Annotated in this window: 26 protein-coding genes; 25 read left to right on the top strand and 1 reads right to left on the bottom strand. The window is 60.0% G+C overall.

Annotation, left to right across the window (positions count from 1 at the left end):
• Positions 1–688 precede the first annotated feature (688 nt).
• From rluC to sppA, 3 genes are read left to right on the top strand one after another with little or no spacing between them, the layout of a single operon-like run.
• Positions 689–1651 carry a 23S rRNA pseudouridine(955/2504/2580) synthase RluC gene (rluC, locus tag E3Z29_RS23490; RefSeq protein ID WP_007950779.1) on the top strand — a complete coding sequence of 321 codons (963 nt, stop codon included), beginning with the start codon at positions 689–691 and terminating at the stop codon, positions 1649–1651.
• Entirely contained in the window at positions 1638–2300 is a 663-nt protein-coding gene (locus E3Z29_RS23485; RefSeq protein WP_134787076.1) for an HAD-IA family hydrolase, read from the top strand. Before rluC ends, E3Z29_RS23485 begins: the two co-directional genes overlap by 14 nt.
• 24 nt (positions 2301–2324) lie before the next feature.
• Positions 2325–3314: a signal peptide peptidase SppA gene (sppA, locus tag E3Z29_RS23480; RefSeq protein WP_027612352.1), complete on the top strand. Its 990-nt coding sequence runs from the start codon at positions 2325–2327 to the stop codon at positions 3312–3314.
• Between the two features lie 52 nt (positions 3315–3366).
• Here sppA and E3Z29_RS23475 read toward each other — a convergent pair whose 3' ends face one another.
• A complete protein-coding gene (locus E3Z29_RS23475) occupies positions 3367–3945 on the bottom strand; it encodes a nucleoside triphosphate pyrophosphatase (RefSeq protein WP_134787075.1) in 579 nt (192 codons plus the stop codon).
• A gap of 105 nt (positions 3946–4050) precedes the next feature.
• Here E3Z29_RS23475 and E3Z29_RS23470 point away from each other — a divergent pair, with 105 nt between their 5' ends.
• The 22 genes from E3Z29_RS23470 (at position 4051) to araG (ending at position 23558) form a co-directional block, all read left to right on the top strand.
• Positions 4051–4578 carry a YceD family protein gene (locus E3Z29_RS23470; RefSeq protein ID WP_003204262.1) on the top strand — a complete coding sequence of 176 codons (528 nt, stop codon included), beginning with the start codon at positions 4051–4053 and terminating at the stop codon, positions 4576–4578.
• A 13-nt stretch (positions 4579–4591) separates the two neighbouring features.
• The gene (gene rpmF, locus E3Z29_RS23465; RefSeq protein WP_003179396.1) at positions 4592–4774 is read left to right on the top strand and encodes a 50S ribosomal protein L32; all 183 of its coding nucleotides are present in this window, start codon (positions 4592–4594) and stop codon (positions 4772–4774) included.
• Positions 4775–4778: 4 nt separating this feature from the next.
• Positions 4779–5789, top strand: a complete 1011-nt coding sequence (plsX, locus tag E3Z29_RS23460) for a phosphate acyltransferase PlsX (protein ID WP_080963300.1) — start codon at positions 4779–4781, stop codon at positions 5787–5789.
• A 122-nt stretch (positions 5790–5911) separates the two neighbouring features.
• The gene (gene fabD, locus E3Z29_RS23455) at positions 5912–6850 is read left to right on the top strand and encodes an ACP S-malonyltransferase (protein ID WP_134787074.1); all 939 of its coding nucleotides are present in this window, start codon (positions 5912–5914) and stop codon (positions 6848–6850) included.
• 16 nt (positions 6851–6866) lie between these two features.
• Complete coding sequence (fabG, locus tag E3Z29_RS23450) at positions 6867–7607, top strand: 3-oxoacyl-ACP reductase FabG (protein WP_027612356.1); 741 nt, start codon at positions 6867–6869, stop codon at positions 7605–7607.
• 196 nt (positions 7608–7803) lie between these two features.
• Complete coding sequence (gene acpP / locus E3Z29_RS23445) at positions 7804–8040, top strand: acyl carrier protein (RefSeq protein WP_003175607.1); 237 nt, start codon at positions 7804–7806, stop codon at positions 8038–8040.
• Positions 8041–8148: 108 nt separating this feature from the next.
• Positions 8149–9393 carry a beta-ketoacyl-ACP synthase II gene (gene fabF / locus E3Z29_RS23440; RefSeq protein ID WP_003227039.1) on the top strand — a complete coding sequence of 415 codons (1245 nt, stop codon included), beginning with the start codon at positions 8149–8151 and terminating at the stop codon, positions 9391–9393.
• On the top strand, positions 9393–10208 hold the full coding sequence (pabC, locus tag E3Z29_RS23435) for an aminodeoxychorismate lyase (protein ID WP_134787073.1): 816 nt from the start codon (positions 9393–9395) through the stop codon (positions 10206–10208). The genes fabF and pabC overlap by 1 nt, the downstream gene beginning before the upstream one ends.
• Positions 10209–10211: 3 nt before the next feature.
• Positions 10212–11408, top strand: a complete 1197-nt coding sequence (mltG, locus tag E3Z29_RS23430) for an endolytic transglycosylase MltG (RefSeq protein WP_134787072.1) — start codon at positions 10212–10214, stop codon at positions 11406–11408.
• 19 nt (positions 11409–11427) lie between these two features.
• Entirely contained in the window at positions 11428–12060 is a 633-nt protein-coding gene (gene tmk / locus E3Z29_RS23425) for a dTMP kinase (protein WP_098965019.1), read from the top strand.
• Entirely contained in the window at positions 12053–13036 is a 984-nt protein-coding gene (locus E3Z29_RS23420) for a DNA polymerase III subunit delta' (protein WP_098965017.1), read from the top strand. The genes tmk and E3Z29_RS23420 overlap by 8 nt, the downstream gene beginning before the upstream one ends.
• Before the next feature lie 42 nt (positions 13037–13078).
• Positions 13079–13435 (top strand): PilZ domain-containing protein, encoded by a 357-nt coding sequence (locus E3Z29_RS23415; RefSeq protein ID WP_027612362.1) that lies wholly within the window; start codon positions 13079–13081, stop codon positions 13433–13435.
• A gap of 15 nt (positions 13436–13450) precedes the next feature.
• Positions 13451–14242: a TatD family hydrolase gene (locus E3Z29_RS23410; protein WP_103369216.1), complete on the top strand. Its 792-nt coding sequence runs from the start codon at positions 13451–13453 to the stop codon at positions 14240–14242.
• A gap of 352 nt (positions 14243–14594) precedes the next feature.
• Positions 14595–15233, top strand: coding sequence for a TetR/AcrR family transcriptional regulator (locus tag E3Z29_RS23405; protein ID WP_007950805.1), 639 nt, complete (start codon positions 14595–14597; stop codon positions 15231–15233).
• Between the two features lie 137 nt (positions 15234–15370).
• On the top strand, positions 15371–16339 hold the full coding sequence (locus E3Z29_RS23400) for a GTP 3',8-cyclase MoaA (protein ID WP_098965014.1): 969 nt from the start codon (positions 15371–15373) through the stop codon (positions 16337–16339).
• A gap of 170 nt (positions 16340–16509) precedes the next feature.
• Entirely contained in the window at positions 16510–17115 is a 606-nt protein-coding gene (locus E3Z29_RS23395; protein ID WP_007967613.1) for a DUF4823 domain-containing protein, read from the top strand.
• Positions 17116–17130: 15 nt separating this feature from the next.
• The gene (locus E3Z29_RS23390) at positions 17131–17691 is read left to right on the top strand and encodes a DUF1285 domain-containing protein (protein WP_097088448.1); all 561 of its coding nucleotides are present in this window, start codon (positions 17131–17133) and stop codon (positions 17689–17691) included.
• A gap of 192 nt (positions 17692–17883) precedes the next feature.
• The gene (locus E3Z29_RS23385; RefSeq protein ID WP_047598787.1) at positions 17884–18600 is read left to right on the top strand and encodes a FadR/GntR family transcriptional regulator; all 717 of its coding nucleotides are present in this window, start codon (positions 17884–17886) and stop codon (positions 18598–18600) included.
• 132 nt (positions 18601–18732) lie between these two features.
• Complete coding sequence (locus E3Z29_RS23380) at positions 18733–19608, top strand: SMP-30/gluconolactonase/LRE family protein (RefSeq protein ID WP_134787071.1); 876 nt, start codon at positions 18733–18735, stop codon at positions 19606–19608.
• A gap of 270 nt (positions 19609–19878) precedes the next feature.
• Positions 19879–20697, top strand: a complete 819-nt coding sequence (locus tag E3Z29_RS23375; RefSeq protein WP_134787070.1) for an SDR family oxidoreductase — start codon at positions 19879–19881, stop codon at positions 20695–20697.
• Positions 20698–20975: 278 nt separating this feature from the next.
• Positions 20976–21980 (top strand): substrate-binding domain-containing protein, encoded by a 1005-nt coding sequence (locus E3Z29_RS23365; protein ID WP_047295641.1) that lies wholly within the window; start codon positions 20976–20978, stop codon positions 21978–21980.
• A gap of 33 nt (positions 21981–22013) precedes the next feature.
• On the top strand, positions 22014–23558 hold the full coding sequence (gene araG, locus E3Z29_RS23360) for an L-arabinose ABC transporter ATP-binding protein AraG (protein WP_134787069.1): 1545 nt from the start codon (positions 22014–22016) through the stop codon (positions 23556–23558).
• Position 23559 lies beyond the last annotated feature (1 nt).

Here is a 23559-nt window from a genome sequence, read left to right as displayed (position 1 = left end):
GGTTTCCGGGCTGCCGGAAACGGCGTTCGGCACACACGACTTCTCACGGTCGGTGTCAGGTGCGTCGGGAGTGGTTGGCCATTCCCGTGTCCAGCGATGTCAGGCCAATTGGGCCGATATCGCGACGTACGCGTCCTGCTTGCTGTGGCTACTTAAGCACTCAGTCAGGAGGAGGAATCAACCAGCGGCTGTGGACGAGATGAAGCGTCTTGATAAAGCCTATTGCTACACAGTCCGGCGGTTGTGCATCTCCACCCTACACGTATCCCTGATAATTCGGGTGCTGCCGCGCGCAGAATCCGCAGCGGGTTGGCATTTACCGTGAGCTCCGAAAGGGGAGGTCACGCATCATGGCTAATTCAGGCGATGTTTCCGAAGCCTTCGCTCGGGGTCATCTGCAGCTGACTGCACTTTGTGAACTGGCCTCGAATATTTGCCTGTCAGGCGAGTGAAAACTCTGCTCGACGGTGTAATTCAGGCCTCATGTCACCTGCGCTTGTTACAACTGCAAACTCCACCGTTACGTAGCGAAAGCCCCGTAGGACGGCCTCGCGTCCTGGTGAATTGCGTTGGTCAGGGCCGGTTTTTGACCGTGGTTCCGCTGTCCAGGCCGCTTTTGGCGGCGTTCGCGACTATAGCAGCAATGATTAAGTGCTTCAATTCCATAAAAATTGTTATCATCCGCGGCATGACAACTACTGCCCCTTCGACTCCAGGCGTTCAACTGCTTGAAGTCTCGCCGGAGTATGCCGGCCAACGAATCGACAATTTCCTCCTTGCCCGGCTCAAAGGCGTGCCCAAGACCTTGATTTACCGCATTTTGCGTAAAGGCGAAGTGCGCGTGAACAAGGGGCGGATCAAGCCCGAATACAAGCTGCAGGCCGGCGATATCGTGCGCGTGCCGCCGGTTCGTGTGCCTGAGCGCGACGAACCGGTGCCCTTGGCTCAGGGTCTGTTGCAGCGCCTGGAAGCCTCGATTGTCTACGAAGACAAAGCCCTGATCGTGATCAACAAGCCCGCCGGCATTGCGGTTCACGGCGGCAGCGGCTTGAATTACGGTGTCATCGAAGCCTTTCGTCAGTTGCGCCCCGATGCCAAGGAGCTGGAGCTGGTTCACCGTCTCGACCGTGACACCTCCGGCCTGCTGATGATCGCCAAGAAGCGCAGCATGTTGCGGCACTTGCACGCCGCCTTGCGTGGTGACGGTGTCGACAAGCGTTACATGGCGCTGGTGCGCGGCAATTGGGCGACCTCGATCAAGCAAGTCCGTGCGGCGCTGGGCAAGAGCAATCTGCGCTCCGGCGAGCGCATGGTCGAGGTCGACGAGGAGGAGGGCAAGGAGTCGGTGACCGTGTTCAAGGTCCTGCGTCGTTTCGGCGACTTTGCCACTCTGATCGAAGCCAAGCCGATCACCGGTCGCACGCATCAGATCCGCGTCCATACGTTGCACGCCGGGCACTGCATTGCCGGCGACACCAAGTACGGCGATGACGGTTTCAGCAAGGAAATCCGTGATCTGGGCGGCAAACGTCTGTTCCTGCACGCCTACATGCTGACCGTGCCGCTGCCCGATGGCGGTGAGCTCAAGTTGCAGGCGCCAGTGGATGAAATGTGGGCCAAGACCGTGGAGCGATTGAGTGCGCCCATCTGATTACAAACTGCTGATTTTCGATTGGGACGGCACCCTCGCCGATTCCATTGGTCGGATTGTCGAGGCGATGCATTCTGCGTCCGCGCGTTCCGGTTTCGAGTTGCGTGATGATTTTGCCGTCAAGGGCATCATCGGCCTGGGCTTGCCCGAGGCGATCCGCACCTTGTACCCGGACATCAGCGATGCCGAGATGACCCTGTTTCGCGAGTATTACGCCGACCACTACATCGCGGCAGAAGCCGTGCCTTCGCCGCTGTTCGAGGGCGTAGTCGAGTCGATGGCGTCGTTTCGCGAGCAGGGCTACCACCTGGCGGTTGCGACCGGCAAGAATCGTCGCGGACTGGATCGGGTGCTCAAGGCCAATGACTGGGAAGATTATTTCGATATCACCCGCGCCGCCGACGAGACTGCGAGCAAGCCGCATCCGCTGATGCTCGAGCAGATTCTCGCGCATTGTCGCGTGCGGCCCGAGCAGGCGCTGATGGTCGGGGATTCGTCCTTCGATCTGCTGATGGCGCGTAATGCGGGCATGGCGTCGGTGGCGGTCAGCTACGGCGCGCAGTCGATCGAGTCGCTGCAGCAGTTCGAGCCGCGCCTGTCGATCGACCGTTTTAGTGAATTGCACGCCTGGCTGGGGCAGCAGGCTTAATACGTTTTTGCTGGGGTACAGCGCATGACCGACGAATGGAAAGCACCGGCCAAGGCAAGTGCCGACGACGGTGACGAGAAAAGCTGGAAGCTGCTGGAAAAGACTTTGCTGGCCAGTGTGCAGGAGCAGCGTCGCTCGCGGCGTTGGGGGATCTTCTTCAAGCTGCTGACGTTTGTTTATCTGTTTGTTGCGCTGATCCTGTTCACGCCGCTGATGGACATGGAAAAGAGCGCCACCCGTGGCCCGAACTACACCGCGCTGATCGACGTCACCGGCATGATCGCCGACAAGGAGCCTGCGAGCGCTGACAATATTGTCGGCAGCCTGCGTGCAGCCTTCGAGGACAAGAAGGTCAAGGGTGTGATCCTGCGGATCAACAGTCCTGGCGGCAGTCCGGTGCAGTCGGGTTATGTGTATGACGAGATCAAACGTCTGCGCGGTCTGCACCCGGATACCAAGGTGTATGCGGTGATTTCCGATCTCGGTGCGTCCGGTGCCTATTACATCGCCAGTGCTGCGGATCAGATCTATGCCGACAAGGCCAGTCTGGTCGGCTCCATTGGTGTAACGGCGGCCGGTTACGGGTTTGTCGGCACCATGGACAAGCTCGGCGTCGAGCGTCGCACTTATACCTCGGGCGAGCACAAATCGTTTCTGGATCCGTTCCAGCCGCAGAAGCCTGACGAAACCGCATTCTGGCAGACCGTGCTGGATACCACGCACAAGCAGTTCATCAATAGCGTCAAGCAGGGTCGTGGCGATCGCTTGAAAGACAAGGAGCATCCGGAGCTGTTCTCCGGGCTGGTCTGGTCCGGCGAGCAGGCGCTGCCATTGGGCTTGATCGATGGCCTGGGCAATGCCAGTTCGGTGGCGCGGGATGTGATTGGCGAGAAAGAACTGGTGGATTTCACTGTGCAGGAATCGCCGTTCGACCGCTTCTCGAAGAAGCTCGGTGCCAGCGTGGCTGAGCAGTTGGCGATGTGGATGGGTTTCCACGGGCCTTCGTTGCGTTAAGCCTGGTGCAGTGTTGAAAAGAAACCGGCCTCAATGGCCGGTTTTTTGTGCGTTAAGGGATTTGCACGCCCTCGGCCAGCAGCATGTCGATCAGGCGAATCAGCGGCAGGCCGATGAGGCTGGTGGCGTCAGGCCCTTCGGTGGATTGGAACAGGCTCACGCCCAATCCTTCGGCCTTGAAGCTGCCGGCGCAGTCGTAGGGCTCCTCCAGGCGCAGGTAGCGTTCAATTCGCGCCTCGTCGAGCTGACGCATGTGCACGGTAAACGGCACGCAGTCGACCTGGCAGTGGCCGGTCTGGCTGTTGAGCAGGGCCAGGCCGGTGAGGAAGGTCACGCCGGCGCCGCTGGCGGCGAGTAGTTGCTCGCGAGCCTTGTCGAAGGTGTGTGGCTTGCCGAGGATCTGATCGCCGAGCACTGCGACCTGATCCGAGCCAATAATCAGATGAGCGGGATGGCTCGCGGCGAGTGCGCGGGCTTTCTGTTCGGCGAGGCGCTTGACCAGTTCGATGGCGGATTCGCCCGGCTGGTGGCTTTCGTCGATATCCGGCGAGCTGCAGACGAACGGCAGGTGCAGGCGGGCGAGTAATTCCCGGCGATAAGTCGAGCTTGAGGCGAGTAATAAAGGCAGCATTGGCGTCTCCTGAGGCAGGTGCGAATTCTAGCGGAGGCACGCAAGTGACGGACAGGGCACAATTTCCTTTGACATGGGTGGGTGCATCCCTATAATGCTGCGCCTATGTTGAATGACCCGATTCCACCTCACGTTGACCCGCGCAAATTGGCTGACCGTGGCACCACCCTTCAAGGTGAACTGCTGCTGGCCGATTTGAAGAGACTCTGCGACCCGCTTTCCGACGATGTCGGTACGGTGCAGGCCAAATTCGTTTTTGAACGAGATGAACGTAAATCTGTGGTGATCCACAGCTTTATCGACACCGAAGTCAAAATGGTTTGCCAGCGTTGTCTTGAGCTGGTCACCCTGCCGATCCACAGCGAATGCAGTTACGCTGTAGTGAAGGAGGGTGCGAATACCCAGTCGTTACCGAAAGGTTATGACGTGCTGGAACTGGGCGAAGATCCATTGGATCTGCAGTCACTGATCGAGGAGGAGCTTCTGCTCGCCTTGCCCATTGTGCCTGCTCATCATCCGGAAGAATGCCAGCAGCCGGCGGGAGCAGATGAACCCGAACCGAGCGAGGACGAGGTAACGCGGTCCAACCCGTTCAGTGTATTGGCGCAGTTAAAGCGTGACCCAAACGTTTAGGAGTTAATCAATTATGGCTGTTCAGCAGAACAAAAAATCCCGCTCTGCCCGTGACATGCGCCGTTCGCACGACGCTCTCGAGGCTAGCACCCTGTCTGTAGAAAAAACCACTGGTGAAGTTCACCTGCGTCACCACGTATCGCCAGAAGGCGTATACCGTGGCCGTAAAGTGATCGACAAGGGCGCTGACGAGTAATCACTTGTCCGCTCAAGTCATCGCGATTGACGCAATGGGCGGGGACTTCGGTCCCCGCAGCATTGTTCAGGCCAGCCTTGCTTGCCTTTCTGCTACGCCCTCGCTGCACCTGACCCTCGTCGGTCAACCCTCCCTACTTGAAGAACTGATCAACGGCCAATCGGCTGCCGATCGCGCGCGCCTGACAATTGTCCCGGCGTCTGAAGTCATCACCATGGACGAAAAGCCGACTCAGGCCTTGCGTGGCAAGCCGGACTCGTCGATGCGTGTCGCCCTTGAACTGGTGCGTGATGGCAAGGCTCAGGCCTGTGTCAGTGCCGGCAATACCGGGGCGTTGATGGCGCTGTCGCGATTTGTGCTCAAGACCTTGCCGGGGATTGATCGGCCGGCGATGGTGGCGGCGATTCCGACGCAGAAGGGTTATTGCCAGTTGCTCGACCTGGGCGCCAACGTCGATTGCAGCGCCGAGCATCTATTGCAGTTCGCGGTGATGGGCTCGGTGGCGGCGCAGACGCTGGGCATCGCCCGGCCGCGTGTCGCGTTGCTGAATATCGGCACCGAGGACATCAAGGGCAATCAGCAGGTCAAGCTGGCGGCGACCTTGTTGCAGGCGGCGCGCGGCATTAACTACATCGGTTTTGTCGAGGGCGATGGCCTGTATCGCGGCGAGGCAGATGTGGTGGTCTGCGACGGGTTTGTCGGCAATATCCTGCTCAAGTCCAGCGAGGGCCTGGCGACGATGATCGCTGCGCGCATCGAGGCCTTGTTCAGGAAAAACTTTGCTTCCCGCGTGGTAGGTGCTTTGGCCCTGCCATTGATGAAGCGCCTGCAGGCGGATCTCGCACCGGCGCGACATAACGGCGCAAGCTTCCTCGGCTTGCAGGGTATCGTGGTGAAAAGTCACGGTTCGGCCGGGGTTCAGGGTTTTCAGAGTGCAATTCAGCGCGCGCTGATCGAGATTCAGGAGAACCTGCCCGAACGCCTCCACGGTCGTTTGGAGGATCTGTTGTCTTAGGCGTTTTCGTCGGACAATGCTTAAATGTGACCGCCCGGTTCAAAGGGCCATCCAACTGTCAGTTTCTTGCGTCCCCCAGTGGGGCGTCATTTTCGACGACAAGATCATTAGGGGCTTGTTACATGTCTGCTTCCCTCGCATTCGTCTTTCCAGGACAGGGTTCGCAGTCCCTCGGCATGCTGGCCGAGCTGGGCGCGGAATATCCGTTGATCCTCGAAACCTTCAAAGAAGCCTCCGCTGCTCTGGGCTATGACCTGTGGGCACTGACCCAGCAGGGCCCGGAAGAGCTGCTCAATCAAACCGACAAAACCCAACCGGCCATTCTGACCGCTTCGATCGCCCTGTGGCGTCTGTGGCTGGCTGAAGGTGGCGCGCGTCCGGCATTTGTTGCCGGTCACAGCCTGGGTGAATACAGCGCGCTGGTTGCTTCCGGCAGCCTGAGCCTGGCCGACGCGGTGAAGCTCGTTGAGCGCCGTGGCCAGTTGATGCAGGAAGCCGTTCCGGCCGGGCAGGGCGGCATGGCTGCCATCCTCGGTCTGGAAGACGCTGATGTACTGGCTGCCTGTGCCGAAGCGGCGCAGGGCGAAGTGGTCAGCGCGGTGAACTTCAACTCGCCGGGTCAGGTAGTGATTGCCGGCGCCAAGGCTGCGGTTGAGCGTGCCATCGAGGGCTGCAAGGCCCGTGGCGCCAAGCGTGCCATGCCGTTGCCGGTGAGCGTGCCGTCGCATTGCGAACTGATGCGTCCGGCTGCCGAGCGCTTTGCCAAATCCATCGCCGCCATCGACTGGCAGGCGCCGCAGATCCCGGTCGTACAGAACGTCAGCGCGCAAGTGCCGGCCGATCTGGAAACCCTCAAGCGTGATCTGCTTGAACAGCTGTACAAGCCCGTTCGTTGGGTTGAATCGGTTCAGACGCTGGCTGCCAAAGGCGCGACCAATCTGATCGAATGCGGCCCGGGCAAAGTGCTGGCCGGTCTGAACAAACGTTGCGCCGAAGGCGTTTCGACCTCCAATCTCAACACCCCAGACGCTTTCGTTGCCGCCCGTGCAGCGCAGGCCTGAATCAGGAGAAACTTGCATGAGTCTGCAAGGTAAAGTTGCACTGGTCACCGGTGCAAGCCGCGGTATCGGCCAGGCTATCGCACTGGAACTGGGTCGTCAGGGCGCCATCGTCGTTGGCACCGCGACCTCCGCCAAGGGTGCCGAGGCGATCGCTGCCACGCTCAAGGAGCACGGCATTCAAGGTACCGGCCTGGAACTGAACGTCACCAGCGACGAATCCGTTGCCGCCGTGATCGCGAGCATTCAGGAGCAGTTCGGCGCGCCGGCGATTCTGGTCAATAATGCCGGCATCACCCGCGATAACCTGATGATGCGCATGAAAGACGATGAATGGTACGACGTGATCGATACCAACCTGAACAGTCTGTATCGCCTGTCCAAGGGCGTTTTGCGTGGCATGACCAAGGCGCGCTGGGGCCGAATTATCAGTATTGGCTCGGTGGTGGGTGCCATGGGCAACGCAGGCCAAGTAAACTATGCAGCCGCCAAGGCCGGTCTGGAAGGTTTCAGCCGTGCGATGGCGCGTGAAGTCGGTTCGCGTTCGATTACGGTCAACTCGGTAACCCCTGGGTTCATCGACACCGATATGACCCGCGAACTGCCGGAAGCACAGCGTGAAGCCTTGCAGACGCAGATTCCGCTGGGCCGTCTGGGACAAGCTCAAGAGATCGCCTCGGTGGTCGCTTTTCTTGCATCCGACGGTGCGGCATACGTCACTGGGGCTACAATCCCGGTGAACGGTGGGATGTACATGTAAGTAAAATGTGACGGATTGCTTCAAAAAAATGTCATACGAGCTGTCTAAAATCCGTTATAAAGCTGCAATCTATTTATAGGCAGAGGGCCGCAGGGTTCGAGGAGTGAAGCTTTCAGTTGAAAAGCTGAAAAGCCTTTCTATACACTTACCCACTGGCCAGCTGCCTGAATTTGTCCATTAGGAGTGAAAACAAGGTATGAGCACCATCGAAGAGCGCGTCAAGAAAATCGTTGCCGAGCAACTGGGCGTTAAAGAAGAAGAAGTGGTCAACACTGCTTCCTTCGTTGAAGACCTGGGTGCCGACTCCCTTGACACCGTTGAGCTGGTGATGGCTCTGGAAGAGGAATTCGAGACCGAAATCCCTGACGAAGAAGCTGAGAAGATCACTACTGTACAAGCTGCAATCGACTACGTTACTAGCCACCAGGCGTAATAGTTTGTAATCGTTGTCTGCTGTCATGGAAAAACCGCACTGCCATCATGGCGTGCGGTTTTTTCTTTAGGCCTGATGCAAAGTCGTCATTTGAAAAAGGAGAGTGCTGTGTCGCGTAGACGCGTCGTAGTCACCGGTATGGGTATGTTGTCGCCACTGGGCACGGATGTGCCGAGCAGTTGGCAGGGCATTCTGGCTGGCCGCAGTGGCATTGGTCTGATCGAACACACCGACCTTTCTGCCTATTCCACCCGTTTTGGCGGCTCGGTAAAGGGCTTCAATGTCGAGGAATACCTGTCGGTCAAGGAAGCACGCAAGCTCGACCTGTTCATTCAGTACGGTCTGGCCGCGGGTTTTCAGGCTGTTCGCAACGCCGGTCTGGAAGTCACCGACGCCAACCGTGAGCGCATTGGCGTGGCCATGGGCTCGGGCATCGGCGGTCTGACCAACATCGAAGAAACCAGCCGTACCCTGCATGAGACGGGCCCGCGTCGAATTTCGCCATTCTTCGTGCCAGGCTCGATCATCAATATGATTTCCGGTTTTCTGTCCATCCACCTGGGTGCACAGGGGCCGAACTACGCCATTTCCACTGCCTGTACCACCGGTACGCACTGCATTGGCATGGCGGCGCGCAACATCATGTACGACGAAGCCGACGTAATGATCGCCGGCGGTGCCGAGATGGCCGCGTGCGGTCTGGGCATGGGCGGCTTCGGCGCGTCCCGTGCGCTGTCGACCCGCAACGACGAGCCGACTCGCGCCAGTCGTCCATGGGACAAGGGCCGTGATGGCTTCGTGCTGTCTGACGGTGCCGGTGCGCTGGTACTCGAAGAACTCGAGCACGCCAAGGCCCGTGGCGCCACGATCTACGCCGAGCTGATCGGCTTCGGCACCAGTGGCGATGCGTTCCACATGACGTCGCCACCCGCTGATGGCGCTGGTGCAGCGCGCTGCATCACCAATGCGCTGCGCGATGCGAAGATCAACATCGACCAGGTGCAGTACATCAACGCCCACGGTACTTCGACCCCGGCCGGCGACCTTGCCGAAGCCAACGCGATCAAGACCGTGTTCGGTGATCACGCCTACAACCTGGCGGTCAGCTCCACCAAGTCGATGACCGGTCACCTGTTGGGTGCGGCGGGCGCGGTCGAGGCGATCTTCAGCGTACTGGCGATCAACAGTCAGGTAGCACCGCCGACCATCAACCTCGACGAGCCGGATGAAGGCTGCGATCTCGATTTCGTGCCGCACACTGCGCGCAACATGGACATCGACGTCGTACTGTCCAACTCGTTCGGGTTTGGCGGCACCAACGGCACGTTGGCATTCCGCCGGTTCGCCGGTTGATGGACAGCTGGGTCGACGGTCAACCGGCTGACGCTCTGTCGCTGAAAGATCGCGGCCTGGCTTACGGTGATGGTCTGTTCGAGACCATTGCCGTGCACGGCGGCCAGCCGGTATTGCTGGATCGTCACCTGACGCGTTTGGCCGAGGGCTGCTCGCGTCTGGCCATCGCCGCGGATATCGAGCGGGTTCGCAGCGAGCTACTGGCTTATGCCGCGGCAATGGGCGAGGGCGTGCTCAAGCTCATTCTCACCCGTGGTGACGGCTTGCGTGGCTACGCACCCGATCCTGCGGCACAGGGTCGACGCATTCTGCAAGGCAATCCGCCTGCTGCTTATCCTGCCGTGCATGGCGAGCAGGGCGTGCGCCTTTTTCCCTGCGTCACGCGGTTATCCAACCAGCCGTTGCTGGCCGGTCTCAAGCATCTGAATCGTCTGGAGCAAGTGCTCGCCCGTGCCGAATGGCGCGACAGCGAACACGCCGAAGGCTTGATGCTCGATCAGGCCGGGCGCGTCATCGAAGGCGTGTTCAGCAACCTGTTTCTGGTGCGCGACGGCGTACTGATCACCCCGGATCTGAAGCGCTGTGGCGTGGCCGGTGTGATGCGTGCTGAAATATTGTTTCAGGCCGAGTCATTGGCCATCCCCATCCAAATCACCGACATCAGCCTCGAACAGCTGCAATGGGCTGATGAAGTCTTTATCTGCAACAGCGTGTATGGCGTCTGGCCGGTACGGGCCTACGCTGCACTGAGCTGGCCGGTTGGCCCGCTCACCCGTAAACTGCAAACCATTGCCCGTGCGCTACTGGATGCCTGATTCGTGAGACGTAAACTCTTGCTGCTGCTGGAAACCGGACTGGTTCTGGCAGGGCTGCTGATGGGCGCCAGCGCCTGGAAAATTCATTCGGCGCTGGAACAGCCCCTGAACATCACGCAGGAAGAACTGCTGGATGTGCCGAAAGGCTCGACGTCGACCCGTACCTTTCTTCAACTTGAAACCGATGGGGTCATCAAGGACGCCTTCTGGTTGCGCATCTACTGGCGCTTCAATCTGGCCGGCACACCGATCCATACCGGCGAATACCGCATGCAGCCGGGCATGACTGTCAACGGTCTGATCGACCTGTGGAAGCGGGGCGAAGTGGTGCAGTACAGCCTGACACTGGTCGAGGGCTGGAATTTCCACCAAGTCCGTGCCGCGCTGGCAAAAGACGAAAAGATCGAGCAGACCCTCAAGGGCTTGAGCGACAGCGAAGTGATGGAGAAAATCGGCCATCGCGGGCTGTTCCCGGAAGGGCGATTCTTCCCGGATACCTACCGCTTTGTGCGCGGTGTTTCCGATGTCGAATTGCTGAAGAAAGCCTTCGACCGCCTCGACGAGGTGTTGGCCAAGGAGTGGGAGAACCGCTCTGCTGATGCGCCGTACAGCGAGCCATATCAGGCGCTGATCATGGCCTCGCTGGTAGAGAAGGAAACCGGTGTGCCGCAGGAGCGTGGGCAGATTGCCGGCGTGTTCGTGCGTCGCATGGCGCTGGGCATGCAGTTGCAGACCGACCCGACCGTGATCTACGGCCTGGGCGATCGCTACACCGGCAAGTTGACCCGTGCTCATCTCAAGGAGCCGACGCCCTACAACACCTATGTGATTCCCGGATTGCCGCCGACGCCGATTGCCATGGTCGGTCGCGAGGCGATTCATGCCGCGCTCAATCCGGTGGAAGGTAACAGTCTGTATTTTGTCGCCCGTGGCGATGGTAGCCATGTGTTCTCCGATGATCTGGATGCGCACAACAGCGCGGTGCGCGAGTTCCAGCTCAAGCGCCGCGCCGATTACCGCTCCAGCCCGGCCCCGGCAAATACGCCGACCGCTCCGGCTACTGCGACCGAGGAGGCGACTCCTGCGGCATCTCCTGATACCGCGCCTGAAGCGCTGCCACAGGTTCCCGCTCAGGAACCCGCGCCGACGCCGGCTCCTGCTGCCGAACCCGCGACGACCGCACCGCAGAACGCGCAATGACTTTGATTAAGGACTGCCTGTGACTGGCTTGTTTATTACCCTGGAAGGCCCGGAAGGCGCCGGCAAGAGCACCAACCGCGAATACCTCGCCGAGCGTCTGCGCGCCGAAGGTATCGAAGTGGTACTGACCCGCGAGCCCGGCGGTACGCCACTGGCCGAGCGCATTCGCGATGTGCTGCTGGCCCCGGCCGATGAAGTCATGAACCCCGATACCGAGCTGTTGCTGGTGTTCGCCGCGCGCGCCCAGCATCTGGCCGAAGTGATCCGTCCGGCGCTGGCTCGCGGCGCGGTGGTGCTGTGCGATCGTTTCACCGACTCGACTTACGCCTATCAGGGCGGAGGTCGTGGTTTGTCGCTGGAACGCATTGCTGCGCTGGAGACGTTCGTTCAGGGCGACTTGCGTCCGGATCTGACGCTGATTTTCGATCTGCCGGTGGAAATCGGTCTGGCCCGCGCCAGTGCCCGGGGCCGTCTGGACCGATTTGAACTGGAAGGCCGGGCGTTTTTCGAAGCGGTACGCAATGCGTTTCTGCAACGCGCCGAGGCTGATCCGGCGCGCTATGTGCGCATCGATGCCGGTCAGTCATTGGTCAAGGTTCAGCAAGCGCTGGATACCTTGATTCCGAACTTGCTGGAGCTGATTCGTGGCTGAGGCCTATCCATGGCAGGACAGCCTCTGGCAGCAACTGGCCGGACGTAGCCAGCACGCCCACGCGTACTTGCTGCACGGCCCGGCCGGGATCGGCAAGCGCGCGTTGGCCGAGCGCCTGATGGCCAGCCTGCTCTGTCAGCGTCCTACGCCGGAAGCGTGCGGCGAGTGCAAGTCCTGCCTGCTGCTCAAGGCCGGCAGCCATCCGGACAATTACATCCTTGAGCCGGAAGAAGCCGACAAGGCGATCAAGGTCGATCAGGTCCGTGATCTGGTCAGTTTCGTGGTGCAGACTGCACAACTGGGCGGGCGCAAGGTGGTGCTGATCGAGCCGGTGGAGTCGATGAACATCAACGCCGCCAACGCCTTGCTCAAGAGCCTCGAAGAGCCGTCCGGCGATACCGTGTTGTTGCTGGTCAGCCACCAGCCTAGTCGTTTGCTGCCGACAATCAAGAGCCGCTGTGTACAGCAGGCATGTCCGCTGCCGGGCGAGGCCATGAGCCTGCAGTGGCTGGCGCAAGCGCTGCCGGAGTGTTCCGAAGAGGAACGCGTCGAATTGCTGACGCTAGCGGCTGGTTCGCCGTTGGCGGCAGTCAGCCTGCAATCCCAGGGCGTGCGTGAACAGCGGGCACAGGTGGTCGAAGGGGTGAAGAAGCTGCTCAAGCAGCAGCAATCGCCGACGCAACTGGCCGAAGAGTGGAAAAGCATTCCGATGCTGCGCCTGTTCGACTGGTTCTGCGACTGGTCGAGCCTGATCCTGCGCTACCAACTGACCCAGGATGAAGCCGGTCTCGGTCTGACCGATATGCGCAAAGTCGTGCAGTACCTGGCGCAAAAAAGCGCCCAAGGCAAAGTCCTCGATATACAGGACTGGATTCTCGCCCAGCGGCAGAAAGTCCTGAGCAAAGCCAACCTCAACCCGGCACTGCTGCTGGAAGCGTTGTTGGTGCAATGGGCGGGATTGCCTGGTCAAAGATAAGAATGTGTACCTAGACTCTGAACATCAGCAGTGGAGGTCAACATGAATGAAGCCATCAGCCCCGGGCCGCGCAACGGCATCCTGTCCCTGACCATCAAGGACAAATCGGTGCTTTACGCCGCCTACATGCCGTTCATCAAGAACGGTGGCCTGTTCATCCCGACCAACAAGAGCTACAAGTTGGGCGACGAGGTGTTCATGCTGCTGAACTTGATGGACGAGGCGGAGAAGATTCCGGTGGCCGGCAAGGTCGCCTGGATCACCCCCAAAGGCGCTCAGGGTAACCGCGCAGCCGGCGTCGGCGTGCAATTCAATGAAGGCGACAACACCGCCCGCAGTCGCATCGAAACCCATCTGGCCGGAGCACTGAAATCCGACCGTCCCACTCATACGATGTAAGTAGCCGTCTTTTTTATGCTCGTAGATTCCCATTGTCACCTTGATCGCCTCGACCTCGCCGCCCATGACGGTTCGCTGGATGCTGCACTCGATGCGGCTCGCCAGCGCGGGGTAGGGCACTTCCTGTGTATCGGCGTGAGTGCCGATAACGCCGCCGACGTCAAAGCCCTCGCCGAGCGCTACGACGACGTCGATTGCTCGGTTGGTGTGCACCCATTGGATGTGCAACCGGGCGCGGCGCCGGCGCTGGACTGGCTGCTGCACGAGCTCAATCACCCGAAAGTGGTGGCGATCGGCGAAACCGGTCTGGATTATCACTACGAGCCGGAAGCCGCCGAGCTGCAGCAGGCATCCTTCCGCCTGCACCTGCAAGCCGCACAGCAGACTGGTAAGCCGGTGATCATCCACACCCGCGGCGCCCGTGCCGATACCCTTGAGCTGCTGCGAGAAGCGGCGTTGCCCCAGGCCGGTGTGCTGCATTGCTTCACCGAAGACTGGGACATGGCCAAAGCCGCGCTGGACATGGGCTACTACATTTCCCTGTCGGGCATCGTCACCTTCCGCAATGCCGACGCTCTGCGCGACGTGGCGAGCAAAGTGCCGGCCGATCGCCTGCTGGTGGAGACCGACTCGCCGTATCTGGCGCCGATCCCTTATCGCGGCAAGCCGAACCTGCCGCAGTACGTGCGTGAGGTGGCTGAGTTTCTGGCGATGCTGCGTGGGGAGAGCTACGAGCGGTTTGCCGAGCAGACCACCGAGAACTTCAAGCGCCTGTTTCCGCTGGCCTCTGTCAAATCTGCCATGTAGGTCATCGCCAAATCGCAGGCAAAAAAAACCCGGGTTCTGGGGGGTGAATCCGGGTTAAGACCATTAGGAGTAAAACAAAGGCACGCGGTCCCTTGGTACCTTTACCGGCACGGCACTTGGGGGAGATGCCGCCCGACAGTTCAAGTATTGATCAGTCTGGCGTTCAGTCCAGTTAGCCGGTCGGGGTTTTTAAACAAATTTGGAATACGTGCGCTTCAGTTGAGTTCTCATTGCACCCCTGGCGTTCGCAAAATGAACAAGAAACGCAGATATGGTCGGATGATCCGTGCATTTTTGTGCAAGTTAGGCATAATACGCGGCTTCGAATTTTGACCCCTACAGACCTTTTCTTATGCACAAAGAACCTCGTAAGGTCCGTGAGTTTCGTCGCCGCGAGCAAGAAATTCTCGATACCGCGCTCAAGCTGTTCCTCGAACAAGGTGAAGACAGCGTCACCGTCGAGATGATTGCTGATGCCGTGGGTATCGGCAAAGGCACGATCTACAAGCATTTCAAATCCAAGGCCGAGATCTATCTGCGGCTGATGCTCGATTACGAGCGTGATTTGAACGAGCTGCTGCATTCGGCCGATGTCGACAAGGACAAGGAAGCGCTGTCCCGTGCCTACTTCGAATTCCGCATGCGCGACCCGCAGCGCTACCGCCTGTTCGACCGTCTCGAAGAGAAGGTGGTAAAAGGCAATCAGGTGCCGGAAATGGTCGAGGAGCTGCACAAGATCCGTGCCTCGAACTTCGAACGCCTGACCCTGCTCATCAAGGGCCGGATCAGCGAAGGCAAGCTCGAAGACGTGCCGCCGTATTTCCACTACTGCGCGTCCTGGGCGCTGGTGCACGGCGCGGTGGCGCTGTATCACTCGCCGTTCTGGAGCAATGTGCTGGAAGATCAGGAAGGTTTCTTCCAGTTCCTGATGGACATCGGCGTGCGCATGGGCAACAAGCGCAAGCGCGACCCGGAAACACCGAGCAGCTGAATCATTCAGCGGCCTTATTGCGCCATGATTTCGCTACATGACGCAGTACCGCAGGAATATACTCAGGCATAGGGCTTGCTAAAACTTGATTTGTGAGTCAAGTTTTAGCGGCTCGAAATTCTATCGCCGGAGTGATCATGATCGTTGACCGTCAAGGCAGGCGTTTTCGCAATTTGCGCATCAGCCTGACTTCAGCCTGCAATTACGCCTGTACCTACTGCGTGCCCAACGGCAAGCGGCTGGTGGCTGCGCAGGATGAACTGTCGGCCGAGGCCATGGCCCGCGGCGTGGCTTATCTGATCGAAGCCGCCGGCATCGAGCGCTTGCGCATCACCGGTGGCGAGCCGCTGGTCAGCCCCAAACTCGAATCTTTCATGAGCGCTGTCGGCAAGATGGGGCTGGAAGACATCAGCCTGACCACCAACGGTCAACTCCTGGCGAAAAAACTTCCGCTACTGGTGGATGCCGGTCTGCGCCGGATCAACGTATCCCTCGATACCCTGGATGCCGGCGCGTTCCGCAGCATTGCCCGTGGCGGCGATCTGGCGACCGTGCTCGATGGCATGGACCAAGCGAAAGCGGCGGGACTGAAGATCAAGGTCAACATGGTGCCGTTGCGTGGGCAGAACCTGGATCAGGTGATGCCGCTGCTCGATTACTGCCTGGAACGGGGCTATGAATTGCGTTTCATCGAGTTGATGCGCATGGGCCACCTCGCCACCGACTCCAACGCATTCCTGCAACAGTTCGTCAGCCTGCAGCAACTGCTGAGCCTGATCGGCGAGCGCTACGAGTACGCCCAAGCTGATGCGCCGGTGGATGCCACGGCCGTGCGCTATGCGATACCGGGCCGCGGCCATTTCGGCGTGATCGCCAACGAAAGCGTGCCGTTCTGCAGAACCTGTTCGCGCTTGCGTCTGTCGTCGACCGGTTGGCTGCATGGCTGCCTGTCGTCGAGCAACCGCCACTATGTCGGTGATCTGCTCGACAAGCCGCGTCATCAGGCATTGCCGGCGCTGCAGCGTCTTCTGGTCAAGGCGCTGGGCGACAAGCAGGAAGTGGCGTTCTCCGGTGGCGCTACGGTCATGAAGATTATCGGCGGCTGAACAACCGCTTTCGCGAGCAAGCTCGCTCCCACATTTCGAATGCATTCTCCTGTGGGAGCGAGCTTGCTCGCGAATACGATCTTACAATCAACGAATTTCCTGAGCTGGCGCAAAAGCTGCATCCAACGGCCATTCGCCGGTTTTCCGTCACCGGCTTCTGGAGGATGAGGATGCGTAGCCTGGTTTTGCTGCTGGCCGTTTTGGCGCTTGGCGGCTGTATGACTGTCAGCGATATGGCCGAAGGCACTCGCTATCAGATGAGCGACGCGGGGCTGCTGGATCACAGCGACAGCCGTCGGGTGAACAACTTCCGCATTCAGCCGGATTCGTTCATCTACATCGCTCAGGGCGCATTTGCACCGCCGGGTGGCTCCTATCCGCGCCCGAACGTGGTGGCCGAAGAAGCGTTCAAGGGTTTTGTCGAATACTTCCCGATGGTCCGCCGCGCCCGTGCCCCGGAAGGCCTCGATCAAGCGATGGGCGAAGCCCGCGATGCCGGCGCCCACTACCTGCTGTACACCCGTTTCGCCAAGGCTGACGACCGTATCGGCAACTCTGACGAATGGCTCGATCAGGAAGCCGTGGATCGCCTCGGCATCGATGGCGGGGTGATTCAGATCATGTTGATCGAGACCAGCACCCAGTATTTGATTGATACTGCACGCATCAAGAGTCGTGGCGGTTTACTGACGTTCCACGATAACAAGCCGGAAGACCTGATCGGCCCGCCGCTGGCGCAATACGCGCGCAGCCTGCTGGGAGTCGGCGACCAATAAACCAAGGAGTACGCCATGAGTGGACCGCAAAAAGCCAATGACCTGTTGGGACAGATCCCCAAAACCAAAGGCCTGCCGCCGGTGCACTTGTGGAACCCGGACTTCTGCGGCGACATCGATATGCGCATCGCCCGCGACGGCACCTGGTATTACCTGGGTACGCCGATCGGGCGCAAGCCGATGGTCAAGCTGTTCTCCACCATCATCCGCCGCGACGGCGATGATTATTTCCTGATTACCCCGGTCGAGAAGGTCGGGATCAAAGTCGACGATGCGCCGTTCGTGGCGATTGCCGTGGAAGCCGAAGGCGAGGGCGAAGCGCAGGTCTTGCGTTTCACTACCAACGTTGAAGAGACTGCTGAGGCCGGGCCGGAACATCCGATCCGCGTCGAGATCGACCCGGTGACTCAGGAACCCGCGCCTTACGTGCACGTGCGCACCAACCTCGAAGCGTTGATTCACCGCAATGTGTTTTACCAACTGGTGGAACTGGCGGTCAGTCGTGAGATCGATGGGCAGCGCTGGTTGGGCGTATGGAGTGGCGGCGAGTTCTTCCGGATCGGCCTCGAGCCCTGACAATGAATCAAATGTGGGAGGGGGCTTGCTCCCGAAGGCGGTGTGACAGTCACCCTATGTATTGACTGCTGCACTGCCTTCGGGAGCAAGCCCCCTCCCACATTGATTGATGGACAACCTGAAAATCTGATTTGACACCCAATCATATGATCATTAGCGTGGACACCCATCGCCAACTGCTTTGAGGTCTCCATGTCCAGCAGCTTTCATGCGTCAACGGTCGATTGGCTGGGCAGCTGGATTGCCGCTGGCCAGGTCAAACCGGGGCAGGCGATCAAGGTCGAGGCGGATCTGGGCGAGCAGTTAGGTGTCAGCCGCACGGTGATTCGCGAAGCGATCAAGACCCTCGTCGCCAAAGGCATGCTCGAAGTCGGGCCTAAGGTTGGCACTCGCGTGTTACCGGTACGGCGCTGGAACCTGTTCGATCCGCAAGTCGTCGGCTGGCTCTCACGCAACGGCCTGCCGGAAAACTTTGTTGATGACCTGCTCGACCTGCGCCGCACCATCGAACCGATGGCCGTGCGCTGGGCCTGCGAGCGCGCCAGCCTGGAGCAGATTCACGCGGTGCAACTGGCCTACAACGCGCTGGAACGGGCGGTCGACAGCGGCATTGATTACAACCGTGCCGACCAGGCCTTCCACGAATGCATTCTGGCGGCCAGCCACAACCAGTTCATCGAGCAAATGGTCCCGGCCCTCGGCGCCTTGCTCGCCGTGTCGTTTGAAGTCTCCGCTGCCGACCCCGATGAACTACGGCGCACCTTGCCGATCCACAAAGACATGGCCGACGCCATTGCTGCCCGTGATTCAGCACGCGGGGTCTGGGCCTGCATGACCTTGATCGACAACGCCGACCTGGCGATCAAACGCTTTTACCCGCAGGTGATGGCCGACAAAAAAGCCAGCTGAGAACACAAATCCCCCTGTAGGAGTGAGCCTGCTCGCGATAGCGGTGGGTCAGTCACAATCGTCGTCACTGACCCACCGCTATCGCGAGCAGGCTCACTCCTACAGTTAGAACAACAACATGAAGGATTCAATATGCCGTTGACCGCCGTAACCCAACACCGCGCCAAGCTCGGCGAAGGGCCATTCTGGGACGCCCCGACCCAGGCGCTGTACTGGGTCGATATCGCCGGCAAGCAGGCGCTGCGGCTGATCGGCAACAATGTGCAGATCTGGCAGATGCCCGAGCACGTTTCCGCGTTCATCCCCTGTGCCAGCGGCGACGCGTTGGTGACATTGAGCAGCGGCGTGTATCGACTGGATCTCGATTCCCCGGGCCTCGAACCACGCCTCACGCTGTTCTGCATCGCCGACCCGCAACCCGGCAATCGGCCCAACGAAGCACGCTGCGACGCCCAAGGCCGACTGTGGCTCGGCACCATGCAGAACAACATCGGTGACAACGGCGAAGACCTGCCGATCGAGCGTCGTTCCGGTGGCTTGTTCCGCATTGACCCCGACCAGCGTGTCACGCCATTGCTGCTCGGTCTCGGCATTCCCAACACACTGCTGTGGAGTGATGACGGCACCACGCTGCTGTTCGGCGACAGTCTCGACGGGGCGCTCAATCGCTATTTCATTCACACCGACGGCAATCTGGATAACGCCGAGATCTGGTATGGCCCTGACCAGAATGGTGGCCCGGACGGATCGGCAGTCGACGCCGAGGGCTATGTCTGGAACGCCCGTTGGGACGGCAGCTGCCTGCTGCGCCTTACGCCGGACGGCAAGGTCGACCGCAAAATCGATCTGCCTGTCAGCCGGCCAACCAGTTGCGTATTCGGCGGCGAAGACCTGAAAACCCTGTACATCACCAGCGCCCAGAGTCCGCGCAACCATCCACTGGATGGCGCAGTCCTGTCGATGAGGGTCGATGTGCCGGGCAAACTCTGCACGCGGTTTGCAGGCTGAATCCCAAAATATGGGATGCAAAATTATATATTGAGATTATTTGGCAGTCGGGTTTATAGTCGGCTCCAGCAGTAACACGCACTCACACTTAAAAAGAACAAAACAGGTGAAGTGATGCAGCGAACCTCTATCGCACTCCTCAGCGGAGTCAGCGTCTCGCAACGGCCCGGCGTCGCTCGCCGCGCCTGCCTGTTTCGTTTTCACAGTCTTCCAGACCGGACATCGACAGATGCCCGGTTTTTTTGTGCTGACGAACAGGAGTCCTGATCCATGGCTGAACCTCTTTCCTTGCCGCCGGTGCCCGCGCCGCCGAAGGGTGAGCGTTTGAAAAACAAAGTGGTGCTGCTGACCGGTGCCGCTCAAGGCATCGGCGAAGCCATCGTTGCCGCGTTCGCCTCGCAGCAGGCCAGACTGGTGATCAGCGATATTCAGGCAGAGAAGGTCGAGAAGGTTGCCGCTCAGTGGCGCGACAAGGGCTACGACGTGCAGGCGATCAAGGCTGACGTCTCGCGCCAGCAAGACCTGCATGCCATGGCCAGACGGGCCATCGAGCTGCACGGGCGCATCGACGTGCTGGTCAACTGCGCCGGAGTCAACGTGTTCCGCGACCCGCTGCAAATGACCGAAGAAGACTGGCGTCGTTGCTTCGCCATCGATCTGGACGGCGCCTGGTACGGTTGCAAAGCCGTGCTGCCGCAGATGATCGAGCAGGGTGTCGGCAGCATCATCAACATCGCCTCGACCCATTCCAGCCACATCATTCCCGGCTGTTTCCCGTACCCGGTAGCCAAGCACGGCCTGCTTGGGCTGACCCGGGCGCTGGGTATCGAATACGCGGCGAAGGGCGTTCGGGTCAACGCCATCGCCCCGGGGTACATCGAGACGCAACTCAACGTCGATTACTGGAACGGTTTTGCCGATCCGCACGCCGAGCGTCAGCGAGCATTCGATCTGCACCCGCCGAAACGCATCGGCCAGCCGCTCGAAGTGGCGATGACCGCCGTGTTTCTGGCCAGTGATGAAGCGCCGTTCATCAACGCCTCGTGCATCACCATCGATGGTGGGCGCTCGGTGATGTACCACGACTGAGTGGATCGTGTTTCAGGCGGTGAACTCCGCGTGAAATCCAATCATCATACGATATGACTATTTTCAACAGGCTTTGCAGCAGTACGTGTCACGCCACCACACCTGTGGCGAGGGAGCTTGCTCCCGCTCGGCTGCGCAGCAGTCGTAAATTCGGGCTGCGCGGTGTGTTTGATTGACCGAGGTAACCGGTTTTAGGGCCGCTTCGCAGCCCAGCGGGAGCAAGCTCCCTCGCCACAAGCTGTTTAATTTGCTCAAAAAAAATAACAAGGAGTCAGCTTATGAAACGTCGTTTCGGAATTCGTACCCTGTGCAGTGCCGCGCTGGCGGTCACCGCGTTCAGTCTGAGCAGTACGCTGCTGGCTGCCGATGCCGTGAAAATCGGTTTCCTGGTCAAGCAGGCTGAAGAGCCGTGGTTCCAGACCGAGTGGGCTTTTGCTGAAAAAGCCGCCAAGGATAAAGGCTTCGAACTGATCAAGATCGCCGTGCCAGACGGCGAGAAAACCCTCTCGGCCATCGACAGCCTCGCGGCCAACGGTGCCAAAGGCTTCGTGATCTGCCCGCCGGACGTCTCGCTCGGCCCGGCGATCATGGCCAAAGCCAAACTCAATGACCTGAAAGTGATTGCCGTGGACGATCGTTTCGTCGACGCCAGCGGCAAGTTCATGGAGGACGTGCCGTACCTCGGCATGGCCGCGTTCGAAGTTGGCCAGAAGCAGGGCAACGCGATGGTCGCCGAAGCGAAGAAGCGCAACTGGGACTGGAAAGACACCTACGCGGTGGTCAACACCTACAACGAACTCGACACCGGCAAGAAGCGCACCGACGGTTCGATGAAGGCGCTCGAAGACGCCGGCCTGCCGAAAGACCACATCCTGACCGCCGCGCTGAAAACCCTCGACGTGCCGGGCAGCATGGACGCCACCAACTCGGCGCTGGTCAAGCTGCCCAGCGCGGCGAAGAACCTGATCATCGGCGGCATGAACGACAACACCGTACTCGGCGGCGTCCGCGCCACCGAAGCCGCCGGGTTCGCTGCGGCCAATGTGATTGGCATCGGCATCAACGGCACCGACGCCATCGGCGAGCTGAAAAAGCCCAACAGCGGTTTCTTCGGTTCGATGCTGCCTAGCCCGCACATCGAAGGCTACAAGACTGCCGAGATGATGTACGAGTGGGTCACCACCGGCAAAGAACCGCCGAAGTACACAGCGATGGACGACGTCACCCTGATCACCCGTGAGAACTTCAAGCAAGAGCTGGAAAAAATCGGCCTGTGGAATTGATGGCTGCTCGATCGGTGTGAAGAGGTGACTCAGATGCACGCGCAAGTACAGACACATGCAAGCAGCGCCGGCGGCAGCCTGCGCTTCAACGGGATCGGCAAGACCTTCCCCGGGGTCAAGGCGCTGGACGCCATCAGCTTCGTCGCCCATCCGGGGCAGGTGCACGCCTTGATGGGCGAGAACGGCGCCGGCAAATCGACCCTGCTGAAAATCCTCGGTGGCGCCTACATTCCGAGCAGCGGCGAGTTGCAGATCGGCGAGCAGACCATGGCGTTCAAGTCGACCGCCGACAGCATCGGCAGCGGCGTCGCGGTGATTCACCAGGAGCTGCATCTGGTGCCGGAAATGAGCGTGGCCGAGAACCTGTTTCTCGGTCATCTGCCGGCCAGTTTCGGCCTGATCAATCGTGGCGTCCTGCGCCAGAATGCCTTGGCCTGCCTCAAGGGCCTGGCCGATGAAATCGATCCGCAGACCAAGGTCGGGCGCCTGTCGCTCGGTCAGCGGCAACTGGTGGAAATCGCCAAGGCGCTGTCCCGTGGCGCGCATGTGATCGCCTTCGATGAGCCGACCAGCAGCCTCTCGGCGCGCGAAATCGACCGTCTGATGGCGATCATCAGTCGCCTGCGCGATGAGGGCAAAGTGGTGCTCTACGTCTCGCATCGCATGGAAGAAGTGTTCCGCATTTGCGATGCGGTGACGGTGTTCAAGGACGGCCGTTACGTGCGCACCTTCGATGACATGAGCCAGTTGACCCACGATCAACTGGTGACCTGCATGGTCGGCCGCGACATTCAGGACATCTACGATTACCGCAGTCGTCCACGCGGCGCGGTGGCATTGAAGGTCGACGGTCTGCTTGGTCCGGGGCTGCGTGAGCCGGTGAGTTTCGAGGCGCATAAGGGCGAGATTCTCGGGCTGTTCGGCCTGGTCGGGGCCGGGCGGACCGAGCTGTTCCGCTTGCTCAGCGGGCTTGAACGCAACACCGCCGGACGCCTCGAATTGCGCGGGCATGAATTGAAGTTGCGCTCGCCGCGTGACGCGATTGCCGCCGGGATCCTGCTGTGCCCCGAGGACCGGAAAAAAGAGGGGATCATCCCGCTGGCCAGCGTTGCCGAGAACATCAACATCAGCGCGCGCGGCGCCAATGCCAGCCTCGGCTGCCTGCTGCGCGGGCTGTGGGAGAAGGGCAACGCTGACAAGCAGATCAAGGCGCTGAAAGTCAAAACCCCGCACGCCGGTCAGCAGATCAAATTCCTGTCCGGCGGCAATCAGCAGAAGGCGATTCTCGGCCGCTGGCTGTCGATGCCGATGAAGGTGCTGCTGCTCGACGAGCCGACTCGCGGCATCGACATCGGCGCCAAGGCCGAGATCTACCAGATCATCCATAACCTGGCCGCCGACGGTATTTCGGTGATCGTGGTGTCCAGCGACCTCATGGAGGTGATGGGCATTTCCGACCGCATTCTGGTGCTCTGCGAAGGCGCGCTGCGCGGCGAAGTCAGCCGCGACCAGGCCAATGAATCCAACCTGCTGCAACTGGCTTTGCCGCGCCATCGCGCTGACGGCGTGGCGAACTGAG

Origin of the sequence: Pseudomonas sp. S150, assembly GCF_004526365.1 — a bacterium.
Taxonomy (GTDB): domain Bacteria; phylum Pseudomonadota; class Gammaproteobacteria; order Pseudomonadales; family Pseudomonadaceae; genus Aquipseudomonas; species Aquipseudomonas putida_A.
Note: the sequence above shows the minus strand (reverse complement) of the source record. Positions and strands in the feature narration are given on the sequence as shown.

Excerpts from the sequence above, each read along its gene's own strand:
- rluC (WP_007950779.1), top strand. The coding sequence starts at position 689 with ATGACAACTACTGCCCCTTCGACTCCAGGCGTTCAACTGCTTGAAGTC.
- sppA (WP_027612352.1), top strand. The coding sequence starts at position 2,325 with ATGACCGACGAATGGAAAGCACCGGCCAAGGCAAGTGCCGACGACGGT.
- E3Z29_RS23475 (WP_134787075.1), bottom strand. The coding sequence starts at position 3,945 with ATGCTGCCTTTATTACTCGCCTCAAGCTCGACTTATCGCCGGGAATTA.
- E3Z29_RS23470 (WP_003204262.1), top strand. The coding sequence starts at position 4,051 with ATGTTGAATGACCCGATTCCACCTCACGTTGACCCGCGCAAATTGGCT.
- rpmF (WP_003179396.1), top strand. The coding sequence starts at position 4,592 with ATGGCTGTTCAGCAGAACAAAAAATCCCGCTCTGCCCGTGACATGCGC.
- fabD (WP_134787074.1), top strand. The coding sequence starts at position 5,912 with ATGTCTGCTTCCCTCGCATTCGTCTTTCCAGGACAGGGTTCGCAGTCC.
- fabG (WP_027612356.1), top strand. The coding sequence starts at position 6,867 with ATGAGTCTGCAAGGTAAAGTTGCACTGGTCACCGGTGCAAGCCGCGGT.
- acpP (WP_003175607.1), top strand. The coding sequence starts at position 7,804 with ATGAGCACCATCGAAGAGCGCGTCAAGAAAATCGTTGCCGAGCAACTG.
- pabC (WP_134787073.1), top strand. The coding sequence starts at position 9,393 with ATGGACAGCTGGGTCGACGGTCAACCGGCTGACGCTCTGTCGCTGAAA.
- E3Z29_RS23415 (WP_027612362.1), top strand. The coding sequence starts at position 13,079 with ATGAATGAAGCCATCAGCCCCGGGCCGCGCAACGGCATCCTGTCCCTG.
- E3Z29_RS23410 (WP_103369216.1), top strand. The coding sequence starts at position 13,451 with ATGCTCGTAGATTCCCATTGTCACCTTGATCGCCTCGACCTCGCCGCC.
- E3Z29_RS23405 (WP_007950805.1), top strand. The coding sequence starts at position 14,595 with ATGCACAAAGAACCTCGTAAGGTCCGTGAGTTTCGTCGCCGCGAGCAA.
- E3Z29_RS23400 (WP_098965014.1), top strand. The coding sequence starts at position 15,371 with ATGATCGTTGACCGTCAAGGCAGGCGTTTTCGCAATTTGCGCATCAGC.
- E3Z29_RS23395 (WP_007967613.1), top strand. The coding sequence starts at position 16,510 with ATGCGTAGCCTGGTTTTGCTGCTGGCCGTTTTGGCGCTTGGCGGCTGT.
- E3Z29_RS23390 (WP_097088448.1), top strand. The coding sequence starts at position 17,131 with ATGAGTGGACCGCAAAAAGCCAATGACCTGTTGGGACAGATCCCCAAA.
- E3Z29_RS23385 (WP_047598787.1), top strand. The coding sequence starts at position 17,884 with ATGTCCAGCAGCTTTCATGCGTCAACGGTCGATTGGCTGGGCAGCTGG.
- E3Z29_RS23380 (WP_134787071.1), top strand. The coding sequence starts at position 18,733 with ATGCCGTTGACCGCCGTAACCCAACACCGCGCCAAGCTCGGCGAAGGG.
- E3Z29_RS23375 (WP_134787070.1), top strand. The coding sequence starts at position 19,879 with ATGGCTGAACCTCTTTCCTTGCCGCCGGTGCCCGCGCCGCCGAAGGGT.
- E3Z29_RS23365 (WP_047295641.1), top strand. The coding sequence starts at position 20,976 with ATGAAACGTCGTTTCGGAATTCGTACCCTGTGCAGTGCCGCGCTGGCG.
- araG (WP_134787069.1), top strand. The coding sequence starts at position 22,014 with ATGCACGCGCAAGTACAGACACATGCAAGCAGCGCCGGCGGCAGCCTG.